At 60.9% G+C, this 24,984-nt stretch carries 25 protein-coding genes; 7 read left to right on the forward strand and 18 right to left on the reverse strand.

Annotation, left to right across the window (positions count from 1 at the left end):
* Positions 1 to 23 precede the first annotated feature (23 nt).
* The 4 genes from Q9295_RS02045 to Q9295_RS02060 all read right to left on the reverse strand — a co-directional run bounded on the left by Q9295_RS02045 (position 24) and on the right by Q9295_RS02060 (position 5,902).
* Complete coding sequence (locus Q9295_RS02045) at positions 24 to 2,177, reverse strand: YjbH domain-containing protein (protein ID WP_306678836.1); 2,154 nt, start codon at positions 2,175 to 2,177, stop codon at positions 24 to 26.
* 99 nt (positions 2,178 to 2,276) lie between these two features.
* Positions 2,277 to 4,175 (reverse strand): nucleoside-diphosphate sugar epimerase/dehydratase, encoded by a 1,899-nt coding sequence (locus tag Q9295_RS02050; protein ID WP_306678837.1) that lies wholly within the window; start codon positions 4,173 to 4,175, stop codon positions 2,277 to 2,279.
* Between the two features lie 186 nt (positions 4,176 to 4,361).
* Positions 4,362 to 4,973: a sugar transferase gene (locus tag Q9295_RS02055; RefSeq protein ID WP_306678838.1), complete on the reverse strand. Its 612-nt coding sequence runs from the start codon at positions 4,971 to 4,973 to the stop codon at positions 4,362 to 4,364.
* A complete protein-coding gene (locus Q9295_RS02060; RefSeq protein WP_306678839.1) occupies positions 4,970 to 5,902 on the reverse strand; it encodes an NAD-dependent epimerase/dehydratase family protein in 933 nt (310 codons plus the stop codon). Before Q9295_RS02060 ends, Q9295_RS02055 begins: the two co-directional genes overlap by 4 nt.
* 166 nt (positions 5,903 to 6,068) lie before the next feature.
* Between Q9295_RS02060 and Q9295_RS02065 the strand changes: the two genes are divergently transcribed.
* Complete coding sequence (locus Q9295_RS02065) at positions 6,069 to 7,070, forward strand: polysaccharide biosynthesis/export family protein (RefSeq protein WP_306678840.1); 1,002 nt, start codon at positions 6,069 to 6,071, stop codon at positions 7,068 to 7,070.
* A gap of 23 nt (positions 7,071 to 7,093) precedes the next feature.
* On the opposite strand, the gene Q9295_RS02070 is transcribed toward Q9295_RS02065, so the two are convergent.
* Genes Q9295_RS02070 through Q9295_RS02085 form a run of 4 tightly spaced genes read right to left on the reverse strand, consistent with a single transcriptional unit; the run spans position 7,094 to position 9,408 of the window.
* Positions 7,094 to 7,567 (reverse strand): MarR family winged helix-turn-helix transcriptional regulator, encoded by a 474-nt coding sequence (locus Q9295_RS02070; protein WP_306678841.1) that lies wholly within the window; start codon positions 7,565 to 7,567, stop codon positions 7,094 to 7,096.
* Entirely contained in the window at positions 7,564 to 8,394 is an 831-nt protein-coding gene (locus Q9295_RS02075) for a carbon-nitrogen hydrolase family protein (RefSeq protein ID WP_306678842.1), read from the reverse strand. Before Q9295_RS02075 ends, Q9295_RS02070 begins: the two co-directional genes overlap by 4 nt.
* Entirely contained in the window at positions 8,394 to 8,651 is a 258-nt protein-coding gene (grxC, locus tag Q9295_RS02080) for a glutaredoxin 3 (protein WP_306678843.1), read from the reverse strand. The genes Q9295_RS02075 and grxC overlap by 1 nt, the downstream gene beginning before the upstream one ends.
* A gap of 34 nt (positions 8,652 to 8,685) precedes the next feature.
* A complete protein-coding gene (locus Q9295_RS02085; protein WP_306678844.1) occupies positions 8,686 to 9,408 on the reverse strand; it encodes a ComF family protein in 723 nt (240 codons plus the stop codon).
* Positions 9,409 to 9,432: 24 nt separating this feature from the next.
* Between Q9295_RS02085 and Q9295_RS02090 the strand changes: the two genes are divergently transcribed.
* Together Q9295_RS02090 and hemH are read left to right on the forward strand one after the other, a co-directional pair.
* Entirely contained in the window at positions 9,433 to 10,287 is an 855-nt protein-coding gene (locus Q9295_RS02090) for a methyltransferase domain-containing protein (protein WP_306678845.1), read from the forward strand.
* 51 nt (positions 10,288 to 10,338) lie between these two features.
* Positions 10,339 to 11,367, forward strand: coding sequence for a ferrochelatase (gene hemH, locus Q9295_RS02095; protein WP_306678846.1), 1,029 nt, complete (start codon positions 10,339 to 10,341; stop codon positions 11,365 to 11,367).
* 273 nt (positions 11,368 to 11,640) lie between these two features.
* On the opposite strand, the gene Q9295_RS02100 is transcribed toward hemH, so the two are convergent.
* Complete coding sequence (locus Q9295_RS02100; protein ID WP_306678847.1) at positions 11,641 to 11,820, reverse strand: hypothetical protein; 180 nt, start codon at positions 11,818 to 11,820, stop codon at positions 11,641 to 11,643.
* Between the two features lie 147 nt (positions 11,821 to 11,967).
* Positions 11,968 to 12,564 (reverse strand): L,D-transpeptidase, encoded by a 597-nt coding sequence (locus Q9295_RS02105; protein ID WP_306678848.1) that lies wholly within the window; start codon positions 12,562 to 12,564, stop codon positions 11,968 to 11,970.
* 228 nt (positions 12,565 to 12,792) lie between these two features.
* Between Q9295_RS02105 and dalA the strand changes: the two genes are divergently transcribed.
* Positions 12,793 to 13,305 (forward strand): divisome-associated lipoprotein DalA, encoded by a 513-nt coding sequence (dalA, locus tag Q9295_RS02110; protein ID WP_306678849.1) that lies wholly within the window; start codon positions 12,793 to 12,795, stop codon positions 13,303 to 13,305.
* 82 nt (positions 13,306 to 13,387) lie between these two features.
* Here the strand turns inward: dalA and Q9295_RS02115 are convergent, their stop codons facing one another.
* From Q9295_RS02115 to hslO, 7 genes are all read right to left on the reverse strand, one after another.
* Positions 13,388 to 13,882: a L,D-transpeptidase family protein gene (locus tag Q9295_RS02115; protein ID WP_306678850.1), complete on the reverse strand. Its 495-nt coding sequence runs from the start codon at positions 13,880 to 13,882 to the stop codon at positions 13,388 to 13,390.
* 100 nt (positions 13,883 to 13,982) lie between these two features.
* Positions 13,983 to 15,215, reverse strand: a complete 1,233-nt coding sequence (locus tag Q9295_RS02120) for a class I SAM-dependent RNA methyltransferase (protein ID WP_306678851.1) — start codon at positions 15,213 to 15,215, stop codon at positions 13,983 to 13,985.
* The gene (locus tag Q9295_RS02125) at positions 15,212 to 17,059 is read right to left on the reverse strand and encodes an ABC transporter ATP-binding protein (protein WP_306678852.1); all 1,848 of its coding nucleotides are present in this window, start codon (positions 17,057 to 17,059) and stop codon (positions 15,212 to 15,214) included. The genes Q9295_RS02120 and Q9295_RS02125 overlap by 4 nt, the downstream gene beginning before the upstream one ends.
* Positions 17,056 to 18,906 carry an ABC transporter ATP-binding protein gene (locus tag Q9295_RS02130; RefSeq protein WP_306678853.1) on the reverse strand — a complete coding sequence of 617 codons (1,851 nt, stop codon included), beginning with the start codon at positions 18,904 to 18,906 and terminating at the stop codon, positions 17,056 to 17,058. Before Q9295_RS02130 ends, Q9295_RS02125 begins: the two co-directional genes overlap by 4 nt.
* Positions 18,907 to 19,069: 163 nt before the next feature.
* Entirely contained in the window at positions 19,070 to 20,209 is a 1,140-nt protein-coding gene (locus Q9295_RS02135; protein ID WP_306678854.1) for a CCA tRNA nucleotidyltransferase, read from the reverse strand.
* Between the two features lie 3 nt (positions 20,210 to 20,212).
* On the reverse strand, positions 20,213 to 20,797 hold the full coding sequence (locus Q9295_RS02140) for a CoA pyrophosphatase (protein ID WP_306678855.1): 585 nt from the start codon (positions 20,795 to 20,797) through the stop codon (positions 20,213 to 20,215).
* On the reverse strand, positions 20,787 to 21,797 hold the full coding sequence (gene hslO, locus Q9295_RS02145) for an Hsp33 family molecular chaperone HslO (protein WP_306678856.1): 1,011 nt from the start codon (positions 21,795 to 21,797) through the stop codon (positions 20,787 to 20,789). Before hslO ends, Q9295_RS02140 begins: the two co-directional genes overlap by 11 nt.
* A gap of 81 nt (positions 21,798 to 21,878) precedes the next feature.
* On the opposite strand from hslO, the gene Q9295_RS02150 reads away from it, so the two are divergent.
* Complete coding sequence (locus Q9295_RS02150) at positions 21,879 to 22,325, forward strand: NUDIX hydrolase (RefSeq protein ID WP_306678857.1); 447 nt, start codon at positions 21,879 to 21,881, stop codon at positions 22,323 to 22,325.
* Here Q9295_RS02150 and Q9295_RS02155 read toward each other — a convergent pair.
* On the reverse strand, positions 22,313 to 23,575 hold the full coding sequence (locus Q9295_RS02155; RefSeq protein WP_306678858.1) for a PP2C family protein-serine/threonine phosphatase: 1,263 nt from the start codon (positions 23,573 to 23,575) through the stop codon (positions 22,313 to 22,315). The genes Q9295_RS02150 and Q9295_RS02155 overlap by 13 nt on opposite strands.
* 159 nt (positions 23,576 to 23,734) lie before the next feature.
* On the opposite strand from Q9295_RS02155, the gene Q9295_RS02160 reads away from it, so the two are divergent.
* Positions 23,735 to 24,067 (forward strand): Hpt domain-containing protein, encoded by a 333-nt coding sequence (locus Q9295_RS02160; protein ID WP_306678859.1) that lies wholly within the window; start codon positions 23,735 to 23,737, stop codon positions 24,065 to 24,067.
* A 108-nt stretch (positions 24,068 to 24,175) separates the two neighbouring features.
* Positions 24,176 to 24,979, forward strand: coding sequence for a transglutaminase-like domain-containing protein (locus Q9295_RS02165; protein ID WP_306678860.1), 804 nt, complete (start codon positions 24,176 to 24,178; stop codon positions 24,977 to 24,979).
* Positions 24,980 to 24,984 lie beyond the last annotated feature (5 nt).

Raw genomic sequence — 24,984 nt, forward strand, 5'->3', positions numbered from 1 at the left:
CCGTATCGGCCCCCTTATCATCCTTAGCGCCATACCCGGCCCCATTGTCTGTCCATAACGCCAAGGTGGTAGTCGCGGACGGTGTCATAAAGCCTGCCGTCAACCTCAAGCCGGGCGCCGCCGTCGCGTTGCAGCGCACGCATCGTGGCACTGAACTCACGCCGATCGGGGCGGCCAAGCAGCCAGTTGATCGGCACGGTCAAGCGAATGCCCTTGTCGAACGAGCCCTCGCCGAATTCGGCAGCGCTCGCGCTGGTCAGCGTTGCATAGGCACCAAGTTTGATACCATTGGCAAATTCGCGGTCCAGCGACAGGGTCGCGCCGGTGTCGCCAGCAAGGTAACGGCCCACATCCAACTGCCCCAGATAGCCGCCGCCCAGATCGTAATAGGCCGAGACATGCCCTGTCGCGACGGCATAGTCATAGTCACCGAAACCAAAGCCATCGGTATCGCGCTGCTTGGTGTAATTCACCTCCACCCCCAGCGCGAGACGGCTGTCGACGGGCTTCCACAACAACTCGGTCGAAAGGCCGGCGTGCATGCGTTCCAGATAGCCAACGGTCGCGCGGGCATAAAGGTTGGGCGCGGCTTTGCCATACCACGCCAGTTGTAGCCGATCGAGCGAGGTGTCAGAGCCCAAATTATAGGCCGCCCCATCGCTGCGCACCGGCGGCAGAAGCGAGGGCTTGCAGAACTCACAAGCGTCAAAATTCCCCGCCAAACGCTGGAAGACCGCGCCCGAGAACACCAGACCCGGCCGGATCTCATAGCTGGCCGAGGCGCGCAGCCCCAGATCACCGTGGAAAGGTTCCGAGATCCGCAAGGCGGGGGCCAACCCCCATTTGAACCGCTTATAACTCTTGTCGCCAATGCCTTGCGAGACCGGGCCCGCATCGCTGATCACCACACGCTGCCGCAGCGCCAAGTCATTGGCGGGGCTGTGCTCCAGCACCTCAAGATCACTGCGGCGCAGGGTGACTTGCGAAGCCCCCATACCGCGCACCACCGGCACAATCTCAAACACCTCAACCGAGGCGGGCATCACCCGGCTCAGCGCCCGTGCAGCGCGGCCTATGGCTTGCGGGCCGGAGTCGATCTGGGTGTTGCGCACACGCAGATGCACCTTGGTGGCGGTATAGGAGAAATCCTCAACGATCAGCCCATCGGCGGCGAGATATTTCGACAGATTGCTGCGCAACGTCTCGGCAGCTCCTGTCTGGGCGATCCAACCCTGATCCCAAGCCTCGGGGTCAGCGCTGCGACTGGGACGCAGACCAACGGCCATCGGAGCCGGACCAAGAATGCCACCCGAGGCGCGTTCTTTGGGGTCCAAGGTCAGCTGGATATTGAAGCCGATCTCGCTGCCGTAAAGCGAGTAGATCCCCAGCCGCGTGCTGTCGGCGTAACGATATTCAAGGCCAAAGTTGAAAGGGCTGGCGCGATCGAAAACCTTTCGTGCGCCCGCAACCTCGTCATAGGCGTCCGAGGAATACTCGGCCTTCACCGACCAGTTTGAATTGATCTGCCATTCCACCCCGGCAAAGGGTGCAAATGGACCGCGAAACCATTGCTCAGCCGAGGGCTTGCCACCGCTGACACCCATATCAATCGGTGGCCGTCTGCCCGTTGCGCCAATGTCATTATAGCTGCTCAAGCGGCCCCAACCGAGACCGGCTGTCACCTTCAGCCTCTCGCCAAAGTTTTTGGTCGCCACAATGTACTCGGCCGAGTTCTTGCCGGTGCCAACAAAGTCCTGCAGGCCGATGCTCAGCGCGGGCAGATGGGCCGTCTCTTCCAACACCAGAAACCGCAAATCAAAAGCGCGGTCGCTGTAACTGTCATAGCCATCGTTCAGCGGATCGCCCGGCAACAAAGCGTCATTCCAATTGCGCGTGTTGGAAAAGCGGTAACTGCCCGAAATCCTTGGCGTGATCTGAAAGGTCAAAGTTGAGCGCAGCTGACCGCCAAAGGTGCTGGCGGTGATCGCCACCATGCCATCCTTCATCGCCTCGCCCGAGGGCATGTCGATAACACCCGGCACGCCGTTAAAAGACAGACTGGGGCGCATCTCGGCCCGGGCCGGGGCAACGCCGCCCCACAGGCTGACCGTAAGACTGCTGAGAAAGGAAAGGCCCGCAATCAAGGCGATGACGCGTCTGGCGGTAGGGTGGTTCATGCTCGGCTCACGTTCCTTCACAATCCCTTGTGCAAGTATGCGAGCCAAGGTCGGACCGGGCAAGCCCCGTGGATATGGCCCTAAACCGCATCGCCAGCTTCACGTTGCAAATGACATCGTCGCCGCCACAGCGTTTTTGGGCTGCACCAACTGCATCGCCAGCGCCCGCATCGCCTCGACGTCGCCTTGCACCATCATCCGGGTCAACTCTTGCATCGCATTGGCCATCTCGAGCTCGGAGAGGCATTCCTCGGTCGCCCGCAGCACCTTGGGATGTGGCGTGGTCAAAAGCCCCTGTCCGATCAGAAGCTCTTCATGCAGCTTCTCACCGGGGCGCAACCCAATGATCTTGATCTCAATATCCCCGTCTGGATTGGCCGCATCGCGCAGGCTACAGCCCGCACCTTGGATCATTTGCTCGGCCAGTTTGCGGATGCGCACCGGCTCCCCCATATCCAGCACAAAGACATTGGCCGAGGTGGCAGCAGAGGCGCTGACCTCGGCCCCCATGCCATCTTCAGCCCCTTGCCCGCCATCTTCGACGAACGAGCCTGCCATCAGCACCAATTGCGCCGCTTCGGCGATGGTCATGAAATAGCGCGTGACCTCATCATGGGTCAGCGTGATCGGCCCGCCTTTGGCGATCTGCTCGCGAAACAGCGGTATCACTGAGCCAGAGGAACCCAAGACATTGCCAAAGCGCACAATGGCGAAATGCGTGCCGGCGCTGCGCTTGGCGCGATCTTGGATCACCAACTCAGCCAGGCGCTTGCTGGCGCCCATGACGTTCGAAGGCCGCACGGCCTTATCCGTAGAAATCAAGATGCAGCGCCGCACCCCAATCTCTGAGCAAGCTTCGGCCAGCACGCGGGTGCCAAAGACATTGTTGGCTATCCCCGCCACGGGGTTTTGCTCGACCAATGGCACATGCTTATAGGCGGCGGCGTGGAAGACGATCTCAACCTCATGCTGGGCCAAAACTGCCCGTGTCAGCCGCCCGTCGGCCACTGTTCCCAACACCGGCACCAGCGTTACCTGATCGGCCTGACCGGCGGCTTCCAAAAGCTCACGCAGATCGCGTTCGATCGTGTAAAGCGCCAGCTCCGAGACCTCATAAAGCACCAGCCGGCGCGGGCGATGCAGCAGCACTTGCCGGCACAGCTCGGCCCCGACCGAGCCCCCTGCACCGGTGATCATCACCGATGCTGCGCGATACGCGTTTGAGGCGCTGGCCAATACATCGTCCAGATGGCTGCGCCCCAAAAATTGCCCATTGGGCACATTGGTCAGCTGCTCCACCAGTGCCTCAGAGCCGATAAGCTGCGCGAAAGACGGCAAAGCCTGCACGCTTAGCCCAAGCGCCTGCAGCCGCCGCGAGATTTGCGCCTGTTTCGGCGCCGACATCGACGGCATGGCCAATAGCACACGCTGAATGTCAAACTGCCGCACCAGCCGCGCCAGCTCTTGCGGGGGATAGATCCGCCGCCCCATCAGACTTTGAACATGCAGCGCCGGGTTATCGTCGACAAAGGCCACCACCGAAATCGTCTCATGCGATTGCAGCGCCGAGGCCAGCTGTTGCCCTGTGCGCCCCGCGCCATAGATCACCACCCGCAACTGCGGCTGATCGGTGGCCAGCACCCAAAGAAAAATGCGCAACATTCCAACGCGCACAAAGATGGCGCATAGAAAGACCATCATCACAAAGGTAATTATGCCCAGAAGCGGAAAGTGCATCTGCGGCAAAAGCGTCAGGCACAGCGCACCCAGTCCGACCATCACCGCAAAGGGTAAAATGCCCCGCGCCGAGAAGCTGCTGTATGTCTTCAGCTTAATGCGCGGCAATCCCGCCGCGAGCGAGGCCAAAGCGCCAAGCATGGTCAGCGCGGGAAAGAGAATGGCCAGCCGCTCGATTTGAGTCTCAGGCCAAATCGAGCCATAAACCAGTAAAGTTGTTAGTAAAAAACAAAACGGCACCGAAAGTGCGTCAGCCAGCAAAATGACCCACACCTTATGTGGTCGCCGCAATCGTCGTTCGAATCCAAGCAAGTAAGTGCGAAATGCTCGTGTCACGCAATTAACCTTTGTTAATGGTGGGCACTTCCTTTCCCAAATTCATCACAGGCACGAGAATAATTTGCAAGTGAAACACGACACCATGCAATCCACCGGCAATTCAAACGCTTATCGGCGAATCACAACTTGCAGCAGAGTTTTCCATATCATCTTCAGGTCAAAGCAAACACTTCTCTGCTCCTGATACAGAGAATCCAACCTAGCCTTGCGGGGGATACAGCGCCGGATGTAAAGCGCTTCCGTTTCACTTACGCTGAGACTTCTTGCCAATATCCGCTCTTCATGGCGCCGAAAATAGAGCGTTGCCATGCCGGTCAAGCCGGGACGGCTGCGCAAAACTTCTGAATAAATCTCTGGAAACAGCGTGACATAGCGCCGAAGGGGCGGGCGTGGGCCGACAAAGCTCATATCGCCTTTGAGGATATTCCAAAGCTGCGGAATCTCATCAAGCCGCAGCTTGCGCAAAATCCGGCCCAATCGGGTGATCCGGGCCGCTTTATCCCCGCCTGAGACGCCGCTGTCGCCCAATTCCGGGCGCATGGTGCGGAACTTCCACAACAGGAACCCCTGCTCGCGGCTGCGCATCCGCTCGGAGAGGTAAAAGACCGGCCTCCCGTCGAGGATCAAAAGGCTGAGCGCGATCAAAGCGGCCGGAATGACCAGAATCGCAGCTAAAAGTAGCGCCAGAACAATGTCGAAGAGGCGCTTTGACGGCGTCATGCAAGCACCTGCCTTGCCCAAGCCGCTTCAGCAGCAATCTGGCCCGGTGAGGCGGGCGGCAAAGGCAGAATGCTTTGCAGCAGGCTTAGATCCAATGTTGCCTCGGGAACGGCGGCCATCTGCGACCCGGCTTGCCAATCCAAACCCGCCGCATCGAGCAAAGCGCCCATTCGCAGCGGCGGTTCCTGTGCCAGATTAAGGATACTTGGCAATTCCATCTGACAAAGCGCTTGTATTGCCTGCACAAAAGCCCGCGCGCCAATCCAAGAGCGCAGCGGACCTTCGGCATGGCCTCCGACCTGATCCAATAAAATTTTTTCCGGCGCAGGCCTCCCCAAAAGCGCATCAGCCCCAGCCAAATTTCCCAAGCGCAGCAGCGTCAGAGCAAGCGTGGCACGGTCGCGTAAAAGCGCTTCGGCCTGCGCTTTGCTGCGGCCATAGGCACTGGCCGGAGCCACGGCTGCGCTCTCGGCCCGCAAGGATCCGGATGAATACACCGCTGCGGTTGAAAGAAAGATCAACCGACGCGCTTGACTGCGGGCGCAAAGTTCCAGCAGCGGCCCCAACAAATCAATATTGGCCTGCAATTGCGCCTCATCTCCTTGGGTGACGCCCGCCAAATGCAAGACAACTGCGCCCTTTGGCAGGATCTTGCAAAGGCTATCGGGCAATGCCTGAGCGCCCATATCCCAAAAAACATCGCCACGACCTTTGCGCGCTATCCAAAGCGGAGAAGCCCTAGAGCCATCGACCAAATTTCTGCCAAGTGCCCAGCCGGCTTGCAAAATTCGACCAAGCTTACCGCCCGCTCCGGTCACAATTAAAGGATGCGGACCCAAAATTGCCCCCACTCTTTGCACAGTAAATGCTCCAGAGGTGATTGACCGATGTTTTGCAAAGATTATGGTCGCTCGGCCCCCCTTGTCCATCGGACGGTTCGCGGGGCCGGAGTTATTGATGAAGCTTAGCCCTTTCGTCTCTGCGACATTTCTTGCGACAAGCTTTTGTTTGTTAAATGCCTGCAGCCTGCCGAAAGGCAGCGGGCAAGCCAGCCAAATCCTTGCAGGATCTGAAAATGAAACCTCGGATTTTAACGTGCTTTATGTGGATCGCACCACATATGCGAGGGTTTCGAAATGGCCCAGCAGTGGCAAAGGCGGCATGGCGGGAACGGGCTGGATTGAGAACAAGCGCGGCCCCTCGGACAATCTGATTAACGCAGGCGACCGGGTGGATATCACCATTTGGGAGACCGGTGAGGGCAGCCTTTTGATCATGCCCGGCCAAAAAGTCGTGGCGCTTCCAGGCCTTACCGTCTCTGCCGATGGCACGGTTTTCCTGCCCTTCGCCGACAAGGTCTATATCGCCAATATGACCGTCGATCAGGCGCGCGAGGCGATCCAAGCCAAACTGGCAGTGCAAACTCCTGCAACGCAGGTGCTGATCAATCACAGCGCCGGTCGTAAATCCACGGTGGATCTGATCTCGGGCGTGCCGCGGCCCGGCTCTTACCCGCTGCCGTCGCGCGACTTTACCGTGCTCAGCCTTCTGGCATTGGGGGGTGGCGTGCCGGCGGTCGAGACCAATCCCTATGTGCGGCTGATGCGTGACGGTAAGATCTATTCGATCTCGGCCGATCGGCTTTTGAAAAATCCCAGCCTCGACACCACATTACGCGGTGGTGACAAGGTTTATGTCGAGCCGGATGAACGCTATTTCCTGTCGCTCGGTGCCGCCGGGCGCGAGGCGATGGTGCGTTTCCCGCAGGATCGGATCAGCGCTTTGGACGCTTTGGCGCTGATTGGCGGGCTGAACGAGTCGCGGGCCGATGCCAAGGGCATTCTGATCTTGCGCGACTATCCGGCTAAGGCGGTGCGCAGCGATGGCAAGGGACCGCCAAAGCAACGGATGATCTTCGTGATCGACATGACCAGCGCAGATGGGCTCTTCAGTGCGGGCCAGTTCACCATTCAAGCGCAAGATGTGGTGATGGCCACGGAAAGCAAGGTCACTTCGGCGAATGTGGTGATGGGGCTGATCGGCGGCGTGCTGGGCCTTGGCCGCACCTCGCAGTTGATCCTCGATCGGGCGGATTAACGGGCGGCAACTTAGGGGCGCGGCTAGCCTTCGCCCTCAAGCCGTCCGCGCAGCTCGCGCAGCACCGGCAGCACCTGACGCACCCGGTCGGCACCCAAAGCATCGACCACCTCGGCAATCAAAGGTGATACCGATTGCACCGCCGCATCTCGCGCCGCCCGACCCGAGGGGCTGATCGCCACGAATTTGCGCCGCGCATCATCCCAATCGGGGCGAATGTGGATATGACCGGCCCATTCCAGCTTGGCCAAAGTGTTGGTCATTGCCCCACGGGTGACATGAAACGCCTTGGCAAGCTGGGCCGGCGTACGCTCATCCCCGATGCGAGCAAGGTGGTTCAGCACCGAGAAGTGCGACAGCTCCATCCCGCGCGGCAGCATTTTCGAGACCCGATTGCGGGCCAGCTGATCGGTCATAAAAAGCTCACCGAAAAGCGCCACGGCGATGTCTTCGACGCGATCTGTGACCCGATCTGCGGGCTTATCGGACCGGCTCATGGCCCGCTGAACTCGCGGTCATGGATCAGCGAGGGCACCCGGCCCCGCGCCGCGTCAACCTGTGCCAGATCCAGATCGACCAAGGTTATGCCCGGCTCGGTGCCCGCATCGGCCAAAATCTCACCCCAAGGCGCGATGGCCAGCGCATGGCCATAGGTGCGGCGGCCCTTGCCATGCGCCTCGGCGTGAAAACCGGTCTGCGCCGGGGCCAGCACGAAACAGCTGGTCTCGATTGCGCGGGCGCGCAGAAGCACTTCCCAATGCGCGGCCCCGGTGATGTGGTTGAAAGCGGCGGGCACGGTCAGAATTTGCGCGCCCGCTTGCGCCAAGCGGCGGAAAAGATGGGGAAAACGCAGATCATAGCAAACCGCCATGCCAATCTTGGCAAAGCCCGCATCGGCGACCACTGCCTTATTCCCCGGCCGGTAGCCCGCGCTTTCGCGGTAAACCTCAGTCTCGGTCACATTGACGTCGAACATATGGATCTTGTCATAGCGCGCCGCGATTTCACCCTCGGGCGAGATCAGGAAGCTGCGGTTGGCAAAGCGGCCATCGGCATCCGTGGTCAAAAGACCCAATGAGCCGATCAAAAGCCAAATCCCATGCGCCTTTGCCGCCATCTGTAGCGCGGCCAAAGTGGGATCCTCGGCCTCGGGCCGGAAGATTTGGCGCTGATGCTCGCGGGTTGACGACAAAGCATTGGTCATCTCGGGCGTGAGCACGAAGCCCGCGCCCGCCGTCGCGGCCTGTCCCACCAGATCCAGCGTCACCGCCAGATTGGCAACCGGATCATCGCTGACCGTCAGTTGGACCAGCGCCGCCCGCATCAATCGGCCAGCATCGGGTCAAGCCGACCTTCGCGGTCCAAAAGATGGATATCATCGCTGCCACCGACATGCGCCCCGCCGATGAAGATCTGCGGCACCGAGCGACGACCGCCCGCCCGCTCCATCATCGCCTCGCGCAGCGCGGGATCGCGGCTGACATCGGTCTCTTGATAGGCCACACCCTTGCGATCCAAGAGCCGCTTGGCGGCCAGGCAATAGGGGCAAATCGGGGTCGTGTAGATCTCAACCGTTTTCATAACATATCCCTTATCCACGGTGGACTATAGGGATTTAGGGATCCTTCGCAACGCGCGCCAGAGCCAGCACATCAACCCGCGCGGCACCCGCTGAAAGACAGGCCTCGGCGGCGGCGGTAAAAGTCGCGCCTGAGGTCATCACATCATCCACAATTAGCACCGGCCTGCCTTTGAGTCGGGCCGCTTGGCGCGGATTGATGCGGATAGCCCCGCGCAGATTGGCAAAACGCTCCTCGCGGCTGCGGCCCTCTTGCGAGCCGGTCGAACGATGCCGGAGGAGAAGATCAGGGCAATGATCCACAGCCACCCGTTCGGCCAGGGCCTGCGAGAGCAAAGCTGCCTGATTGTATTTGCGGCGAATCAGCCGCCACCAATGCAAAGGCACCGGGGCAATCAACGTCTCAGCACCGATCAAATCACCGGACGCTTGTTGAAGCCAAAGGCTGGCGGGACGGGCCAGCTCCATCCGGTCGGCGTGTTTCAAGGCCAGCACCAAGCGGCGCGCGGTGTCGCGGTATAAAAGCGCCGCGCGGCCTTCACTCCAAGGCCGCGGCATAGCGAGACAGTCGTCGCAGCGCGCCTCAGTCTCGCAAGGTTCGCCAAGAATCGGGCTGCCACAGGCACAGCAGGTGAGCCCGGAGATAAAGGCCGTGTCCCGCCAGCACGCCGGACAAAGCCCGAAATCGCTGGCCACAAATGCGTGACAAGCCATGCATTGCGGCGGGTAAAGCGCCGCGATCACCCTTTGCAAGCCCATCCCGGCCCCCTATGGTCCGCCGCCATGACCCAAGCCCCGCTTCTCACCGACCGCCCCGCGCTGATGCGCAACCGCGCCCGCGCTTTGTCTTTGCCCGAGCCTGCGCTTTTCCTGCAGGAAACCGCGATCGATGAGGTGAAGGAGAGGCTGGAATCGGTTAATAGAACCTTTACGGATGCCGCAGTGATCACCGGTTATCCGGAACTCTGGCAGGCAGAGCTGCGCGGCATTCTGCCAAATCTGCGCATGGTTCCCGATGACGACGCGCTGAACCTTGCCCCACAAAGCCTTGATCTTGTTGTGCATGCGATGGCTTTGCACTGGGCGAATGACCCCGTGGGCCAGCTTGTGCAGGCCCGCCGTGTCTTGCGGCCCGATGGCCTCCTGCTCGCGCTCTTCTTCGGGGGCCAGACCCTGCAAGAGCTGCGCGCCGTTTTGGCCGAGGCTGAAGCCGAAGTGACGGGCGGCCTATCGCCGCGCGTGCTGCCGATGGGCGAAATCCGCGACTTGGGCGCTTTGCTGCAACGCGCGGGCCTGGCTTTGCCGGTCGCCGACAGCTTCACCCAAACCGTGCGCTACCGCAGCGCGCTGCATCTGATGCGCGATCTGCGCGCGATGGGCGAAGGCAATGCTTTGGCGCAGCGCCTGCGCCGCCCGACACGGCGCAAGGTGCTGCTGCGCGCGGCCGAGCTCTACCAGCAAAGCTACCAAGCTGAGGATGGCCGAATCCCCGCCACCTTTGAGATCCTCTGCCTTACTGGTTGGGCCGAACATGAGGGCCAGCAAAAGCCCCTGCGCCCGGGATCAGCGCAACAAAGGCTGGCCGATGCGCTCAACACGGCGGAAATGCCGCTGCGCAAAGGGTCGCAGCCCGGTTGACGGCGGGGGCAAAGGCGCTATCTCCGGGGTAAGCCAAAGTTGGAGCCGATCATGGACAAGCCCGCCGACCACCCCAAGGTCCCCCGCCCGAAGATCGGGGTTCTTCTGGCCAATCTCGGCACGCCCGATGGCTATGATTATTGGTCGATGCGGCGCTATCTGAGCGAGTTTCTCTCGGATAAGCGGGTGATCGACTACCCGTCGTGGAAATGGCAGCCGCTGTTGCAGACGGTGATCTTGGCCAAACGGCCCTTCACCTCGGGCGCGAATTACAAGCTGATTTGGAACCACGAGCAGGGTGAAAGCCCGCTGATGACCATCACCAAAGCGCAAACTGCGGCGATCGCGGCCGAGGTCTCGGCCCGCTATGGCGACAAGGTCATGGTCGATTTCTGCATGCGCTATGGCAATCCTTCGACGGAATCGAAGGTGCGTGAGATGGTAGCCGCGGGCTGCGATAAGATCGTGTTCTTCCCGCTTTATCCTCAATATGCCGGGGCGACCTCGGCCACCGCCAATGACCAATTCTTCCGCGCCTTGATGAAGGAAACCCGCCAGCCTGCGGCGCGGGTGGTGCCGGAATATTTCGAGCATCCCGCCTATATCGACGCGCTGGCCCAGTCGGTGCAGACCGCCTATGACAAGCTAGAGCGTAAACCTGATGTGCTGGTGGCCAGCTACCACGGTATGCCGCAGCGCTATCTCACCCAAGGCGACCCCTACCATTGCCAATGCCAAAAGACCTCGCGCCTGCTGTGCGAGCGGCTGGGTTGGGGTAAAGAGATGATCGACACCACCTTCCAATCGGTCTTCGGCCCCGAGGAATGGCTGAAGCCCTATACGGTCGAGCATGTGGCCGAGTTGGCGAAGCAGGGCAAGAAACACATTGCCGTGATCGCGCCCGCTTTCAGCGCCGATTGCATCGAAACGCTTGAGGAAATCAACGGCGAGATCCGCGAGGCTTTCGAGCATGCGGGGGGTGAGTCTTTCACCTATATTCCCTGCCTGAACGACCAACCGGCGCATATCAGCGCTTTGGTTTCGGTGCTGGAAGAGAATCTGGCGGGCTGGATTCGCTGAACCAAGCCGTCGCTTTTGAGCCGCTTTACGGGCGTTTTGCCGCTGGGAAAAACCCTAGCGGCATGCCTCGATAGGCGTGGATGGGCACTGAGGATTTTGGGCTGAAAGGGTGAAGATCTCGGCGGCTTAGAAGACGCTACGGCCTTCAACTGGCCCTGCGGCGCGAGGCCGGAACTTCCTTAGGGACAGGTCGTTTTCAGTCGCAGAAACAAGGCTTTAGAAATGAAAAAGACGGCAGTTTGCACTGCCGTCTTTTCCGAATTTGCTTCGAACTCAGTTAGCTGCGACAGCAGCAACCACGAGCAGGAGCAGCAGCGGAACAACGATGCCGCCAGCCGACGACGAAGTGGTTGCTTCAACGACGGTCGGTTCCATAACCGGCTCAACCATGCCACCAGCGAAGGAAGCGGTAGCGATAGCGGTCATTGCAGCTGCGAGCGCAAGTTTCTTCATGTTAACCTCCAGTTATTGCAGACCGTCGTTTGTTGCAGAGGCGACGGCATGCACCCAAGACTATTCCTCGTAAGCCTCTCTTAATCCGCACAATCCAGGAATTGCAATGAGGCTTATAACTCTGGCCTTCGCGACAACATCATGTCGTCAAATTAGCAACACCTGTGTACCGACTTTGGTCATCCCAAAAAGCTCTTCGACGTGTTCATTATAGAGCCCGATGCAGCCGTTCGACGAACGGCGACCGATCTTCCGAGTGTCATGCGTGCCGTGGATTCGGTAATAGGTCCAGCTGAGATAAAGCGCGCGCGTGCCCAAGGGATTGTCGGGCGAACCACCCTCGACCACATCCGGCCATTCGGGATTGCGCTCTTTCATCGAGGGCGTGGGGCGCCACGGCGGGTTCACCACTTTCTGCACCACCTCGGTCCGGCCCTTGCGGGTCAGCTCATCCGACAAAGGGACCGAACTTGGGTAAAGTCGGTAGATCGACTGATCTTCGGACCAGTAATGCAAGGCGCGCGAGGTGATATCGACCAAGATCGCGCCGTTGCGCGTGTTGTCGAAATACCCGCGCCAATCCAACATCCGGAAGCTAGAAATATTGTTGCGCACGGTGCTGGAGGCGGGCGGCGCAAATTCGGTGCTGCCCTCTTGAGCCAAAACCGGCCCAACAGCAGCAGCTCCGAATGCGACGGCGGCACCACCCAGAATGGCACGGCGGGTCAGCCTTTCGGCGGTCATGACAGGCTCCTGCGTCATTGTGATCCTGTGTGATAGGATATCGAGAATGCAATAACTCTGCAATTCACGCCGCTTTGATCCCGAAATCCGCCGCCTGTGCCAAAAGGCCATGCAGCCAAGCGCGACTTTGCGCGTTTGGCTCACGCAGACTTGGGTTTGATCAATGGCGGTGATTTCGTTACAGCTGCGGCAGAAATCCCCATTGGCTGACGTGATCGGGTGGAGTGAATGAACAGACGCAGTTTCGTGGTGCTTGGCGCGGCCCTGACTTTGGCGGCCTGTGTGCCAAGCGCTCGGGTCCAATTGGGGGCGGACGGCAAGCCCTTGCCGCAGGTCTACCGGATCACCCCAGCGGTGGCCGAGCAGATCCCCTTCCGCTTGCTCGACGCGGTAAATTCCTTGCGCTCGGCCAAAGGTGCGCAACCTTTGAGCTATAACGCCCAGCTCAACGCTGCGGCCGAGACGCATTCGCGCGACATGTCGCTGCAAAACCGCCCCTGGCACTTTGGCTCGGACGGCTCTTCGCCGCTGACCCGCGTGCAGCGCGTCGGCTATAACGGCCGTCTCTCGGGCGAGGCGATCTCAGAGACCTATCAGACCGAGCTTGAGACCCTCTCGGCTTGGATGGCGCAGCCTGACACGCGGGCAATCATTTTGGATCCGGCGGCGCGCGAAATCGGCTTTGCTTGGTTCCAAGAGAACAATGGCAAAATCTGGTGGACGATGGTGACGGGCGGCTAAGCCGCCAAGCCAAGCCACCTGAACCAAAAGAAAAAGGGCCCCGCGTGGGCCCTTTGTCATAGAATGCGATGCGATTGCGCGGTCAGGGCAGGATGTGGATCACGGTGCCCACATTTACCATCGAATAGATCACTTCCATTTCCTTATCGGTCACCGCGATGCAGCCCGCAGTCCAATCACGCTGCCGGATCGGCCGCAGCGGGCCACCGTGGATCATGATATCCCCGCCGGGCGATTTGTTCATGCTATGGGCAAATTCGCGGTCCAAACGGTTCGGGTAATCGATGCGCAATGACAGGTGATAGGTCGAATCAGGCTTTTTATAGCTGATTTGATAGGTGCCTTCCGGCGTTTTGCCGTCGCCTTCGTATTGCTTATGCCCCTCGGGCGCGAAGCCCAGCGCAATATCGTAGCTCTTCAGCACCTTCTGATTGTGCAGCAGATACATCTTACGCTCGGCCTTATGGACTTGAATCGAGGTGACCTCGGGCCCGTTATACCGCTTGAACTTAGAGCTTCCGCAGGCGGCAACGCCGGTCAGAAGCACCATCATAAGAAAAAGTTTAATTGCCCGCATCACTGCCCATGCCAATTCTGGTCTTAGCTTTTGGCGATGCGCATAGCCCAGATTGGCGGTTCAGGAAAGCAATAGCTGCGTGAGCTGGCTCACGGATCCGTCAGTCGGGGCGATGGAACCGGGCCACCAACTCGACGTGATGCGACCAGCGGAACTGGTCCACCACTTGCACCCAATCCAGCTGATAGCCGCCCGCCAGCAGAATGCGGGCATCGCGCGCGAAAGTGGCAGGGTTGCAAGAGACCATCGCAATCACCGGCACTTTGCTGGCGGCAAGCCGCTGCACCTGCGCCTCGGCCCCGGCGCGCGGCGGGTCCAGCACCACCCCGGTCATGCCACGCATATCCTCAACCTCCAGCGGGTTGCGGAAAAGATCGCGACGCAAAGCGACAATCTTTTTCAGCCCTTGGGTGCCGCGCACCGCCTTGCTCACCGCCTCGACCATCACGGTCTCCCCCTCAAGCGAGGCGACTTCAGCCGTCTCAGCCAGCGGGAAAGTGAAGGTGCCAAGACCCGAGAAGATATCCGCGACACGTTTTTGCGGGCCCAAGGCCTCGACCACACCGGCGACCAAAGCGGCCTCGCCCTCGGCAGTGGCTTGCAAGAAGGCGGCGGGCGGCATTTGCACCCTTGCGCGGCCAAAGCCCTGTTCGGGCGTGGCGCGCATCGCCACGGTCTCATCGTCCCACGTCAGCCGCGCCAAGGCAAAGCGCTCGGTCAGCCGGGCCAGCTCCATCCGCAGCTCAGAATCCAAAGGCTTGCCGCCTTCGACCCGGACATCCGGGCCGGTCAGGCTATGGGTCAGCGTCACCGAAAGCGTTGTGGTGCGCGAGCCGCCCAAAATGGCCAAAGCCTCGACCGCCGGGAAAAGCGCCATCAACGATGGGTCCAGCAGCAGACACCCCGGCACCGGAATGATCACATCCGAGCCGCGGGCGTAAAAGCCAACCAAAGCCCCGCCCTTGGTCTTGCGTGCCGCCAAAGTCGCGCGGCGGCGCGAGCGCGCGGGCGAGGTGATCACCCCGTCGCGCAAAGGCTCGGCAGAAAGCCCCTGCCCCGCCAAAGCATTCGCCACCACCTCACGCTTCCACCGCGCCAGGAAAGGCTCAGACGCATGTTGCAGCTGGCAGCCCCCGCAGGCCTTGGCATGCGGGCATGGCGGTTTCACCCGGTCAGTGCTGGGCGTGACGATACGAACGCCTTCCAGCTTATCGCCAACCAGCTCCCCCTCAACCACCTCACCGGGCAGCACGCCCGAGACATAGACCGGACCATTCGGCCCAGCGGCGATCCCGTGGCCCAGATGGCCCAATCTGTCGATGGTAAGCGTCACGCGTCTTGCTCGTCTTCTGTGCCGATGAAACCGCCGCTTTGCCGGTTCCAATAGCGCGCGTAAAGCCCAGCTTTGGCCAAAAGCGCCTCATGTGTGCCGGATTCGACGATTCGACCGCGATCAAGCACGATAATCCGGTCCATCGCGGCGATCGTAGACAGCCGGTGCGCGATCGCCAGCACGGTTTTGCCCTGCATCACCCGCTCAAGTGCCGCTTGGATGCTGGCCTCAACCTCCGAATCCAAGGCCGAGGTCGCCTCATCCAGCACCATGATCGGCGCGTCTTTCAGGAAGGCGCGGGCCAAAGCGATGCGCTGGCGCTGACCTCCGGAAAGCTTCACCCCGCGCTCGCCAAGAAAGGCGTCATAGCCGGTGCGGCCCTGATGATCGACCATCGTGGCAATGAACTCATGCGCTTCCGCCGCCTTCGCCGCCGCCTCAATCTCGGCCTGCGAGGCATCGGGGCGACCATAGGCGATATTGTCCCGCGCCGAGCGGTTGAACATCGCGGTTTCCTGCGTGACCATGCCAATCTGCTGGCGCAGGCTTTCTTGCTTCACCTCGCGCAGATCATGACCATCGACCAAGATCCGGCCTTGTTCGGGATCATAAAGCCGCAAGAGCAGCGAGACGAGCGAGCTTTTCCCCGCCCCACTCGCGCCAACGATCCCCAGCTTCTCCCCGGCTTGAATATGCAGCTTAACGCCCTGCACCCCACCGCGCGCGCGCCCGTAAGCAAAGGTCACATCGTCAAAATCGATCTGGCCCTTCAGGCGCGGCAAATCACGCGCCCCCGGCGCATCGCTGAGCGTATGCGGCGCGGAAAGCGTGCGCATCCCGTCCTCAACCTCTCCAACCGAAGTATAGATCCCCATCAATGCCATGCTGACCCAGCCTGACATTTGCGCGATCCGCAGCGAAATCGCCCCGGCAGCCGCAATCTCGCCCGCCGTGGCCGCGCCCGCCTGCCACAGCATCACCGTGCCGCCGATCAACAGCACCGGCAGAACCCCCGCCAGCACCATCAGGCTAAAGCGGAACCAAGTGGACATCACGCCAAACTCAAGCGAGCGGTCGCGGAACACCCCCATCGATTCCAGCGCCACCCGGTCTTCAAAGGCGGCATGGGCGAAAAGCTTCACGGTTTTGATATTGGTGATCGTATCCACCACTTGGCCCGAGACCATCGCCCGGCTCGCCGCCCGCGCCGCCGAATTGGCGCGGATCTTCGGCAGAAAGAACCGGATCAGCCCCAGATAGGCGACCAGCCACAACAAGAGTGCCAATGCCACCTTGGCATCGACCGCGATCAGGAACACAGCCGAACCGATGACCGAGGCCAAAGCGAAGAAGACGGTGTTGATCACCTCGGAAGCGACATCCGTCACCGCCCGCGCCGCTTGCATCTGCTTTTGCGCGATGCGCCCGGCAAAGTCGTTGTCAAAGAAGGTGACCGCTTGGCCAAGCGTCCAGCGGTGCAGCCGCGACAACACCAAGGGCAGCACATTGGGGCCGATGACGATGCTGTTGGTGGCGGTGGAGAAGGCAAAGGCCAGCGGACGCAGGATCAGGTAGAACGCGAAGAACCAAAAGACCAAGTGCCAGTTTTGCGCAAAGAATGCCCCCGGTTCGGTGGATACCGCGGCATCGATCACCCAGCCCAAGATCAGGGCCGAGAACACCTCGGTCACCCCGGCCAGCGCCGAGAAGACCGCCGCCACCCCCAGCATTCCCCACGATCCCGAAAGGCACCAGCGCATGAAGGCGCCAAGGCTTTGCGGGGGGCTGCCCTCAGCCGGACGGAAGGCGTCAATGCTGGCGCCCAGCCTTGAGACCAAGCTCACAACCCGTCCTCCTCAACCTCTAAACCAATAAAGCCGCCCGATTGGCGGGCCCAAAACCGCGCATAAAGCCCGTCCAGCGCCAGAAGATCCGCGTGGCTGCCCTCTTCCACGATGGCGCCATCTTCCAGCACGATGATCCGGTCCATCTCGGCAATCGTCGACAGACGGTGCGCAATGGCGATCACGGTTTTGCCCTTCATCACCCCATAGAGCGCCTCTTGGATCGCGGCCTCGGCTTCAGAATCCAAGGCACTGGTCGCCTCGTCCAAAATCAGGATCGGCGCGTCTTTCATAATGACCCGCGCCAAAGCCACGCGCTGCCGCTGGCCGCCCGACAGCTTCACGCCACGCTCACCGACATGCGCATCATAGCCCTTGCGGCCCTGCGGATCTTCCAGCGTCAGGATGAAATCATGCGCCACAGCCTGCTTGGCCGCCTCGATGATCTGCGCATCGGTCGCGTCCGGGCGACCATAGGCGATATTATCGCGGACCGAGCGATGCATCAGCGAGCTGTCTTGCTGCACCATGCCAATCTTCCGGCGCAGAGATTCCTGGCTGACCTGAGAGATATCTTGACCATCGATCAGGATCTTGCCGGCTTCGGTGTCGTAAAACCGCAGCATCAGTTTGACCAAGGTCGATTTGCCCGCGCCCGAACGGCCCACCACGCCCAACCGCTCACCCGGCCGCAGCGTCAGGGACACATCGCGCAAACCGCCCGAGCCGCGACCGTAATGGTGACTGACGTTTTGCAACTCGATCAGCCCCTCGCGGAACTCCAGCGGTTTGGCATCCGGAGCATCGACCAGCTGGATCGGCTGGGCAATGGTCTCCATCCCCTCTTGCACAACGCCAAGTGCCTGCACCAACGAGGAAAACGCCCACATGATCCAAAAGGTCATGCTGTTCAGCCGCAGCACAAGCGCCGAGGCCGCAGCCACGACGCCAACGCTTGCCGCGCCATCCACCCAAAGCCAGATCGCCCAAGCGATGATCCAGACGATCAGCACGCCATTCAGCAGCGTCAGCGCCAGATCCATCTTGGTAATGATCCGCATTTCCTTGCGGAAGGTGTCGCGCGCCGTCTCGATCGCCTCTTTGGCATAAGCCAATTCGGTGTCGTGATGCGCAAAAAGCTTCACTGAATGGATGTTGCTATAGGCATCCACCACCCGCCCCGTCACCGCCGAACGCGCATCCGAGGAAGCCATCGCCGCCGGCCCCGCGCGTTTGATCGTCCAGCGCACCAGCAAAAGGTAAAGCGCGCACCAAACCACCAAAGGCAAAAGCAGGCGCGGGTCAGCCTCGGCCAACATAATCCCGGCACCGATCACCGTGACCGAGGCAAAGGCCATCGCATCAAAGGTCTGGAACACCGCATCGCCCGCCGCCGGAGGCGTTTGCATAATCCGATTGGCGATCCGCCCGGCGAAATCGCTTTCAAACCACCCCACCGGCTGGCGCAGCACATGACGATGCGCGCGCCAACGGATCATGGTGCCGAAATTCGGCAAGATCGTGTTGTGCAAAAGAGCCACGTTGCCGACCAGAATGATCGGCCGCAGCACCAAGACCGCCACCGCCACCAGCAGCATCTCAAGCCAATGATCGGCAAGGAAGGCCGCAGGCGTGCTTTGGGTCAAGAGATCGACCAGCCGCCCCACATACCAGATCATCGCGACATCGATGAAAGCCGCCGCAACCGAGAAAAGCGCTGTCACGGCAAAGACCGCGCGGAAGGGCTGCACATATTCTCTCAAGAAGGGCCAAAGCTTGCGCGGCGGCGCATCGCTTTGCTTATAGGGGGCGTAGGGATCGACAAGCGTTTCGAAGAAGCCAAACATTTGGGAAATCTCGCAAAAACCAAGAGTGTCAGAGCAAAGGCAGCAGCATCAGGCCGCGCCAAGATGGGTCACGACCTGTCAAATCAGGTGGCGCATAAACCCATCGTTCATGGTCCGCTCCTTCGTTTGGCTAAGGCTTGGCTAGCGCAAAACGCCGCTTTTGTCACGCCAGAAGCTGCTCCCGGCTCATCCGCAGAACCGAGTCGCACCAGCTTTGTTCCAGCTCTTTCAGCTTACGGCCCAGCGCCGGGCCGCTCAGATGCGGCAGATCGGCAGCCTTGACAGGGAAGGTCGCGGCCGCGCCACGGGCGACCTCGGCGGCCCATCCCTGCGGCGTGGGCGCACCCGTCATCGCGGCCATCGCCAGCACGGCATCGCGGGCCCCCTCGGCCCCCATACGCCACGCCAGAACCGCAGGCGCTGCAGGGCCAGAGAGTGCCTGAGCCAGCTGCGCCATTTGTCGCCGCTCGGCCGTCGAAAGGCGTAAAGCCTCGGCCACATCTGCGCCCCCCAGCACCGCCAAACGGCGCTGCCAGCGCGCAGGAAGCCCGTCTTCCAGATGCACCAACGGTGCCAGGGCGCGCGGGTCCGCGCCGGGCAAGATCTGACGCAATACCCCAGCCTGTGCCATCGCCGCGACGCTGGGTGCAGGGTCCGGTGCCGCCAGCAATTTGCGCATTTCTGCCCCGATGCGCTCTTTCGAAATCGTCTCTAACCCTGCGGAAAGTGCTGCACAGGCGGCCAGCCCTTCCGGGTCAAGCCCCTCGGAAGGGTCGCCATACCAAGCGTGAAAGCGAAAGAACCGCAAGATGCGCAGATAGTCTTCGCGGATGCGCGTCTCAGCCTCGCCCACGAAGCGCAAACGCCGCGCTTGCAGATCTGGCAGACCACCAAGCGGGTCCAGCACGGTTCCATCGGCTTGGGCGTAAAGCGCGTTCATCGTGAAGTCGCGCCGCGCCGCATCGTCGTGAAGGCTGTCCGAGAAGGCCACAACCGCACGCCTTCCATCGGTTTCCACATCGCGGCGGAAGGTGGTGATCTCATGCGGGACGCCGCTGGCAATCACCGTCACTGTGCCGTGGTCAATCCCCGTGGGAACCACCTTGAAACCGGCCTTTTCGGCAAGATTAGTGACTGTTTCAGGCCTTGCGTCCGAGGAGATATCAACATCCGCCACCTGCGCGCCCAGCAGGGCGTTGCGCACGCAACCGCCGACCAGCAGGGCCTGATGCCCAGCCTCTGTCAGGCAGGCCAGCACGCTTTGCGTCGCGGGCCGCTCCAGCCAATCTCCGGTGATCCGCATCGCCTATCCATCCGCCAATACGCGCAAAATTCGCGCTGTGGCGCCCCAGATATAATAGGGCCCCCAAGGCACAGCATAATAGCTCCGCCACGTTCCGCGCCAGAGCCGCCGCTCAATCCGGTACCGATTGGGGTCCAAAAGCACCTCCAAAGGAACAGTGAAAACCTCATCCACCTCACCCGGTTCGGGCTGGGGCGAGAAGCCGGGGGCGACGGTGGCAAGGATCGGCGTGATCGCAAAGCTGGTGACGGTTTCATGGCGCGGCATCCGGCCAATAATCGTCACGAATTCGGCGGAAAGCCCGATTTCTTCCTGAGACTCGCGCAGAGCGGCCGCCTCGGGCGAGGCGTCGCTTGGCTCAACCTTACCGCCCGGAAAGGAGACCTGACCAGGATGATGCTGAAGATGCGAGGCGCGTTTGGTCAAAATGACCTGCGGGCCGTCAGCCCGCAGCCAAACCGGAACCAAGACCGCCGCCGGACGCAAACTGCGGTCCGGCGGCACGTCCAAGTCAGGGTTAAGATCGTAATCCGAAGTCGAAAGCGCGCAGGCGCTTAGAAGCTTAGAAAGACGGTCTTCAACCGCCATTCGCCGCCTCAGCCGCCGTCAAGCCCTTGGCCTCGAACCCCAAAGTGGTTGGGTCCATTTCGTAATGCGCACCGCAGAATTGGCAATCTGCGGTCACAACACCGGCTTCGGTCGTCATATGCGCGATGTCTTTCTGACTGTAGATCGACATCGTATTGCGCACCTTCTCTTCGCTGCACGAGCAGCCGAAATGCACCGGCTGCGTGTCGAACACCCGCGGCTTCTCTTCATGGAAAAGACGCAGCAGCAGATCCGCCGGCGGCAGGGTCGGCCCGATCAGCTCCAGCTCTTCGACAGTGTCGAGCAAGATATTGACCCGGTTCCAATCTTCCGATGCCGCACCCGAAAGGATATCGGCATGGGTCACCATACCACCATCCGCAGTGATGCTTTCGGTCGCAACGCCGCCATGCTGCGGCATATGCTGCAACATCACGCCACCCCCGCGCCAATGCTCGGGCCGGCCCGGCTCGGTGCTGCGGCCAAAGGCCAGCGAGAACCGCGTCGGGATCTGCTCGGATTGCGCGAAATAGGCCTCGGCACATTTCGACAACGATCCGCCAGCGATCGGCGTGAAGCCTTGATAAGGCAGCATGCCCTCGCCCTGATCCAGCATCACGGCAAAATAGCCCTCACCGATTTGGCTGAAGGGATCGGCGTCATGATCCAACCGCTCGGCATCATAGCTGGCATAGGCGCGGATGCGCGCCGGCTGCCCCTCTTCCTGAGGGCCGTAGTAATCGGTCGCGATCAGACGCGCGGCACCCTTGGCCCGCACCTGCAGCGAGAGCTTCCAGCGCAGCTTGATCGTCTGGCCGATCATTGCGGTCAGCAAAGCCATCTCGGCCACCAAAGCCTCGATAACCGGCGGGTAATTATGCTGGTTCAGAACTTGATCCAACACACCGTCCAACCGCGCCACGCGGCCGCGGATGCCCGACTGATCAAGTTGAAACGGCAGGACGGTGTCGTCCCATGCGATGTGGTGACCATTGGCCATTTTGGGGGGTTTCCTTACGGCGCCTGCTCTGGCAATCCGGGCTATATAGGGACAACATTGGCAATGACCAAGGGGGGCGGCATGATCCGGCGTTTTGGAGAGCCTGTGAAGCCCGGTCAACGCTATCGTTTGCGGCCCGGCGTCTATGCGGTGCTGCAACTTGGCGGCGATATCCTTGCCACCCACCAAGCCCAGCCAATCCCCGAATATCAGTTGCCCGGCGGCGGCATCGACAAGGGCGAGCATCCGATTGCCGCGCTTCACCGTGAGGTCTTTGAAGAGACCGGCTGGCGCATCGCCATTCAGCGCCGCATCGGGGCGTTTCGCCGTTTCACCTATATGCCGGAATACGACAAATGGGCCGAGAAGCTTTGCACCGTCTATTTGGCGCGCCCCGTCCGCCGCCACGGCCCCCCGCTGGAGGCTGGGCATAGCGCGGTCTGGATGTCGGTCGAGCAAGCGATGCTCAGCCTGGGCAATGAGGGCGACCGGGCGATGCTGGCGCGGGCCACTGGCTATCCGCGATAATCGAGAAGCAGGCCCGAGACATCATCGGCAAAGCTGTCGGTTCCGGCGAACTCCCCCAAATCCCACAACAATGCGTCAAGCAAAGCTTGGCTTGGCAGATCAGACAGGCGCTGCAAAAGCTGCACCACCCCTGCCTCGCCAAGGTCTTCCCCCGTCGCTCTGGCACATTCGGTCAGCCCGTCAGACATCAGGAACAAACGGTCTCCAGGTGCCAAAGTGACCGCGCTATCGTGATAGGTCGCCCCCTCAATCAGCCCAATCGGCAGGCCCGGCGCGCCGATCAGCTCAACCTTGCCACTGGCCCGCAGCACCATCGGATGCGGGTGCCCCGCCTGCACCAAAACCACCCGCCCCGAGGTCAAATCCAGCTCGGCATAGGCCATTGTGAAATACTGTTCGACCTGCAGGTCACGGATCATCAACCGGTTGAAGGCCTGCGCAACCTCGGCCGGGCGGCGGGCTTGGCGGCGACCATCCGCCCCTTGCACCAGCGCCAAATTCTGCTCGGGCGCAGAGCCGGAAAGATAGCCCGCCAACCGCGCCGTCATCATCGCCGAGGCAACGCCGTGCCCTGAGACATCCACCGAATACACCGCGAGCTTCGTGTCATCGATCGCAAAAGAACCCACCAGATCGCCGCCAACATGGCCCGAGCTGCGAATCATCAAGCTGACCGAGGCACGGCCAAAGTCACGAAACCTCTCGCTGACCAAGGTCTGCTGCAGCTTACGCGCCTCGATCAAATCGCGGTCGAGCGCGTCGTAAAGCTTCTGTAACTCCTGCATATTGGCGGCGATCAGACGGTTCTTTTCCACCAGCTCGGCCTGCATCGACAGAATGCGCTGCCCCGCCCGCAGCCGCGCGCGCAGTTCATCGCCGCCAACCGGTTTCGGCACAAAATCATCCGCCCCCGCCAAAAGCCCATCCGCAATCTCGGACTTCTCGGACTTGGACGTCAGAAGCATGAAATAGCTGTAGCCCTCATGCGGCAGCGATTTGAACTTTGCGCAAAATTCCACGCCAGACATGCCCGCCAAGATCCAACCGCAGATCACGAAACCCACGGGCATTTCCTCACAAAGCGCCAAAGCTTCTTCACCGGTCGAAGCTTCCATCACCTGATAGCCCCAGCGGCGCAGAAGCATTGCCAAAACATGTCTTTGGGCGCGGCTGTCATCGACGACCAGCACGCGCTGACCGGCATCGCCCGCCGCCAGCGCCCCAAAACGGACCGTCCCTGCCCCTTTCACCCTTTCCCACCCACGCAAAGCCGCTGCGAAAGGCTAGCCATGACAAAGTTAAGGGCAGATGAACCGTCAAATTGCCCGCATTCGGGGCCATCGGCGCTAGGGTTTGTTAAGAGATAGCGGCCACCTTTCATCGCATGGGCGATGCGAAAGAGGGATGTGATGATCGATCACGCGCGGCTTGATGAGCTTCGGGCTGAGATTGGGGATGATGATCTGGGTGATGTGGTGGCTTTGTTCTTGGAGGAGGCAGACGAGCTGATTTACCGGCTTACCGATGGAATCGCGCCAGAAAAGCTTGGACCAGAGATGCATTTTCTAAAGGGTGCAGCCCTGAATCTAGGCCTCAGCGATTTGGCTGCCTTGTGCCAAGAGGGCGAAAGGCTGGCTGGAAACGGCGAAGCGCATCGGATTGAGGTGGACCGGGTGATCTCAACCTACCACGCCTCTCGCATTGCCTTCACCAGCGCTTTGGCGAAGTTGAAGGCCGCCTAAGGCGCCTCAGATCCGCTCTGTCACCGCGTCGAAACCCGCCCCCCAATGCCGTCGGCGGAACCAACAGCTCTCACCAGACGTTCCTGTCCAAATACGCTGGGGGCGGATGTGCAGATCAAATTGGGCTATGACATCGAGATTGCTTGCGACCAGCCGACCGAAGTCATCGCTTTGATGGATCCGCATCCCGACCTTGCAGGGCAGATCGTGCAAAGTTCGGGGTTGCAGATCACGCCCGATGTCTCGCATCGCAGCTACATCGACCGCTACGGCAACAAATGCCTGCGCTTCACTGCGCCTGCCGGAAAGACCCGGCTCACCTGCGATAATCACCTAAAAATCAATGATTCACCTGAGGTTTGGGACGAAAGCCTCACCCAATCCGCGCTGAGCGATCTGCCAGATGAGGTGATCAGCTACCTCCTGGCCAGCCGCTATTGCGAGACCGACCTTATGATGGCCAAAGCTTGGGAGCTTTTCGGCCAAACACCTCCGGGCTGGCCGCGCGTCCGGGCGATTTTTGACTATGTGAACAGTCACTTAACCTTTGGATACCCGCACGCCCGCGCCACCCGCACCGCGTCTGAGGCTTGGGCCGAAGGCAAAGGCGTTTGCCGCGACTTTGCGCATCTCGCAATCACCTTCTGCCGCTGCATGAACATTCCGGCCCGCTACGCCAATGGTTATCTGGGCGATATCGGCGTGCCCGCCGACCCCGCGCCGATGGATTTCAACGCTTGGGCCGAGGTCTGGCTGGGCGACCAATGGGTCACCTTTGACGCCCGCCACAACACGCCGCGCATTGGCCGCGTGGTCATCGCGCGCGGGCGCGATGCCACCGATATCCCGCTTTTGCACAGCTTCGGCCCGCATGTCCTGACCCATTTCAAGGTCTGGACCGAGCCCGCCTAAGGCGC

Origin of the sequence: Pseudogemmobacter lacusdianii, from assembly GCF_030848395.1 — a bacterium.
GTDB classification, from domain to species: Bacteria; Pseudomonadota; Alphaproteobacteria; order Rhodobacterales; family Rhodobacteraceae; genus Pseudogemmobacter; species Pseudogemmobacter lacusdianii.

Excerpts from the sequence above, each read along its gene's own strand:
- Q9295_RS02045 (WP_306678836.1), bottom strand. The coding sequence starts at position 2,177 with ATGAACCACCCTACCGCCAGACGCGTCATCGCCTTGATTGCGGGCCTT.
- Q9295_RS02055 (WP_306678838.1), bottom strand. The coding sequence starts at position 4,973 with ATGACGCCGTCAAAGCGCCTCTTCGACATTGTTCTGGCGCTACTTTTA.
- Q9295_RS02060 (WP_306678839.1), bottom strand. The coding sequence starts at position 5,902 with ATGGACAAGGGGGGCCGAGCGACCATAATCTTTGCAAAACATCGGTCA.
- Q9295_RS02070 (WP_306678841.1), bottom strand. The coding sequence starts at position 7,567 with ATGAGCCGGTCCGATAAGCCCGCAGATCGGGTCACAGATCGCGTCGAA.
- Q9295_RS02075 (WP_306678842.1), bottom strand. The coding sequence starts at position 8,394 with ATGCGGGCGGCGCTGGTCCAACTGACGGTCAGCGATGATCCGGTTGCC.
- grxC (WP_306678843.1), bottom strand. The coding sequence starts at position 8,651 with ATGAAAACGGTTGAGATCTACACGACCCCGATTTGCCCCTATTGCCTG.
- Q9295_RS02085 (WP_306678844.1), bottom strand. The coding sequence starts at position 9,408 with ATGGGCTTGCAAAGGGTGATCGCGGCGCTTTACCCGCCGCAATGCATG.
- Q9295_RS02090 (WP_306678845.1), top strand. The coding sequence starts at position 9,433 with ATGACCCAAGCCCCGCTTCTCACCGACCGCCCCGCGCTGATGCGCAAC.
- hemH (WP_306678846.1), top strand. The coding sequence starts at position 10,339 with ATGGACAAGCCCGCCGACCACCCCAAGGTCCCCCGCCCGAAGATCGGG.
- Q9295_RS02100 (WP_306678847.1), bottom strand. The coding sequence starts at position 11,820 with ATGAAGAAACTTGCGCTCGCAGCTGCAATGACCGCTATCGCTACCGCT.
- Q9295_RS02105 (WP_306678848.1), bottom strand. The coding sequence starts at position 12,564 with ATGACCGCCGAAAGGCTGACCCGCCGTGCCATTCTGGGTGGTGCCGCC.
- dalA (WP_306678849.1), top strand. The coding sequence starts at position 12,793 with ATGAACAGACGCAGTTTCGTGGTGCTTGGCGCGGCCCTGACTTTGGCG.
- Q9295_RS02115 (WP_306678850.1), bottom strand. The coding sequence starts at position 13,882 with ATGCGGGCAATTAAACTTTTTCTTATGATGGTGCTTCTGACCGGCGTT.
- Q9295_RS02130 (WP_306678853.1), bottom strand. The coding sequence starts at position 18,906 with ATGTTTGGCTTCTTCGAAACGCTTGTCGATCCCTACGCCCCCTATAAG.
- Q9295_RS02135 (WP_306678854.1), bottom strand. The coding sequence starts at position 20,209 with ATGCGGATCACCGGAGATTGGCTGGAGCGGCCCGCGACGCAAAGCGTG.
- Q9295_RS02140 (WP_306678855.1), bottom strand. The coding sequence starts at position 20,797 with ATGGCGGTTGAAGACCGTCTTTCTAAGCTTCTAAGCGCCTGCGCGCTT.
- hslO (WP_306678856.1), bottom strand. The coding sequence starts at position 21,797 with ATGGCCAATGGTCACCACATCGCATGGGACGACACCGTCCTGCCGTTT.
- Q9295_RS02150 (WP_306678857.1), top strand. The coding sequence starts at position 21,879 with ATGATCCGGCGTTTTGGAGAGCCTGTGAAGCCCGGTCAACGCTATCGT.
- Q9295_RS02160 (WP_306678859.1), top strand. The coding sequence starts at position 23,735 with ATGATCGATCACGCGCGGCTTGATGAGCTTCGGGCTGAGATTGGGGAT.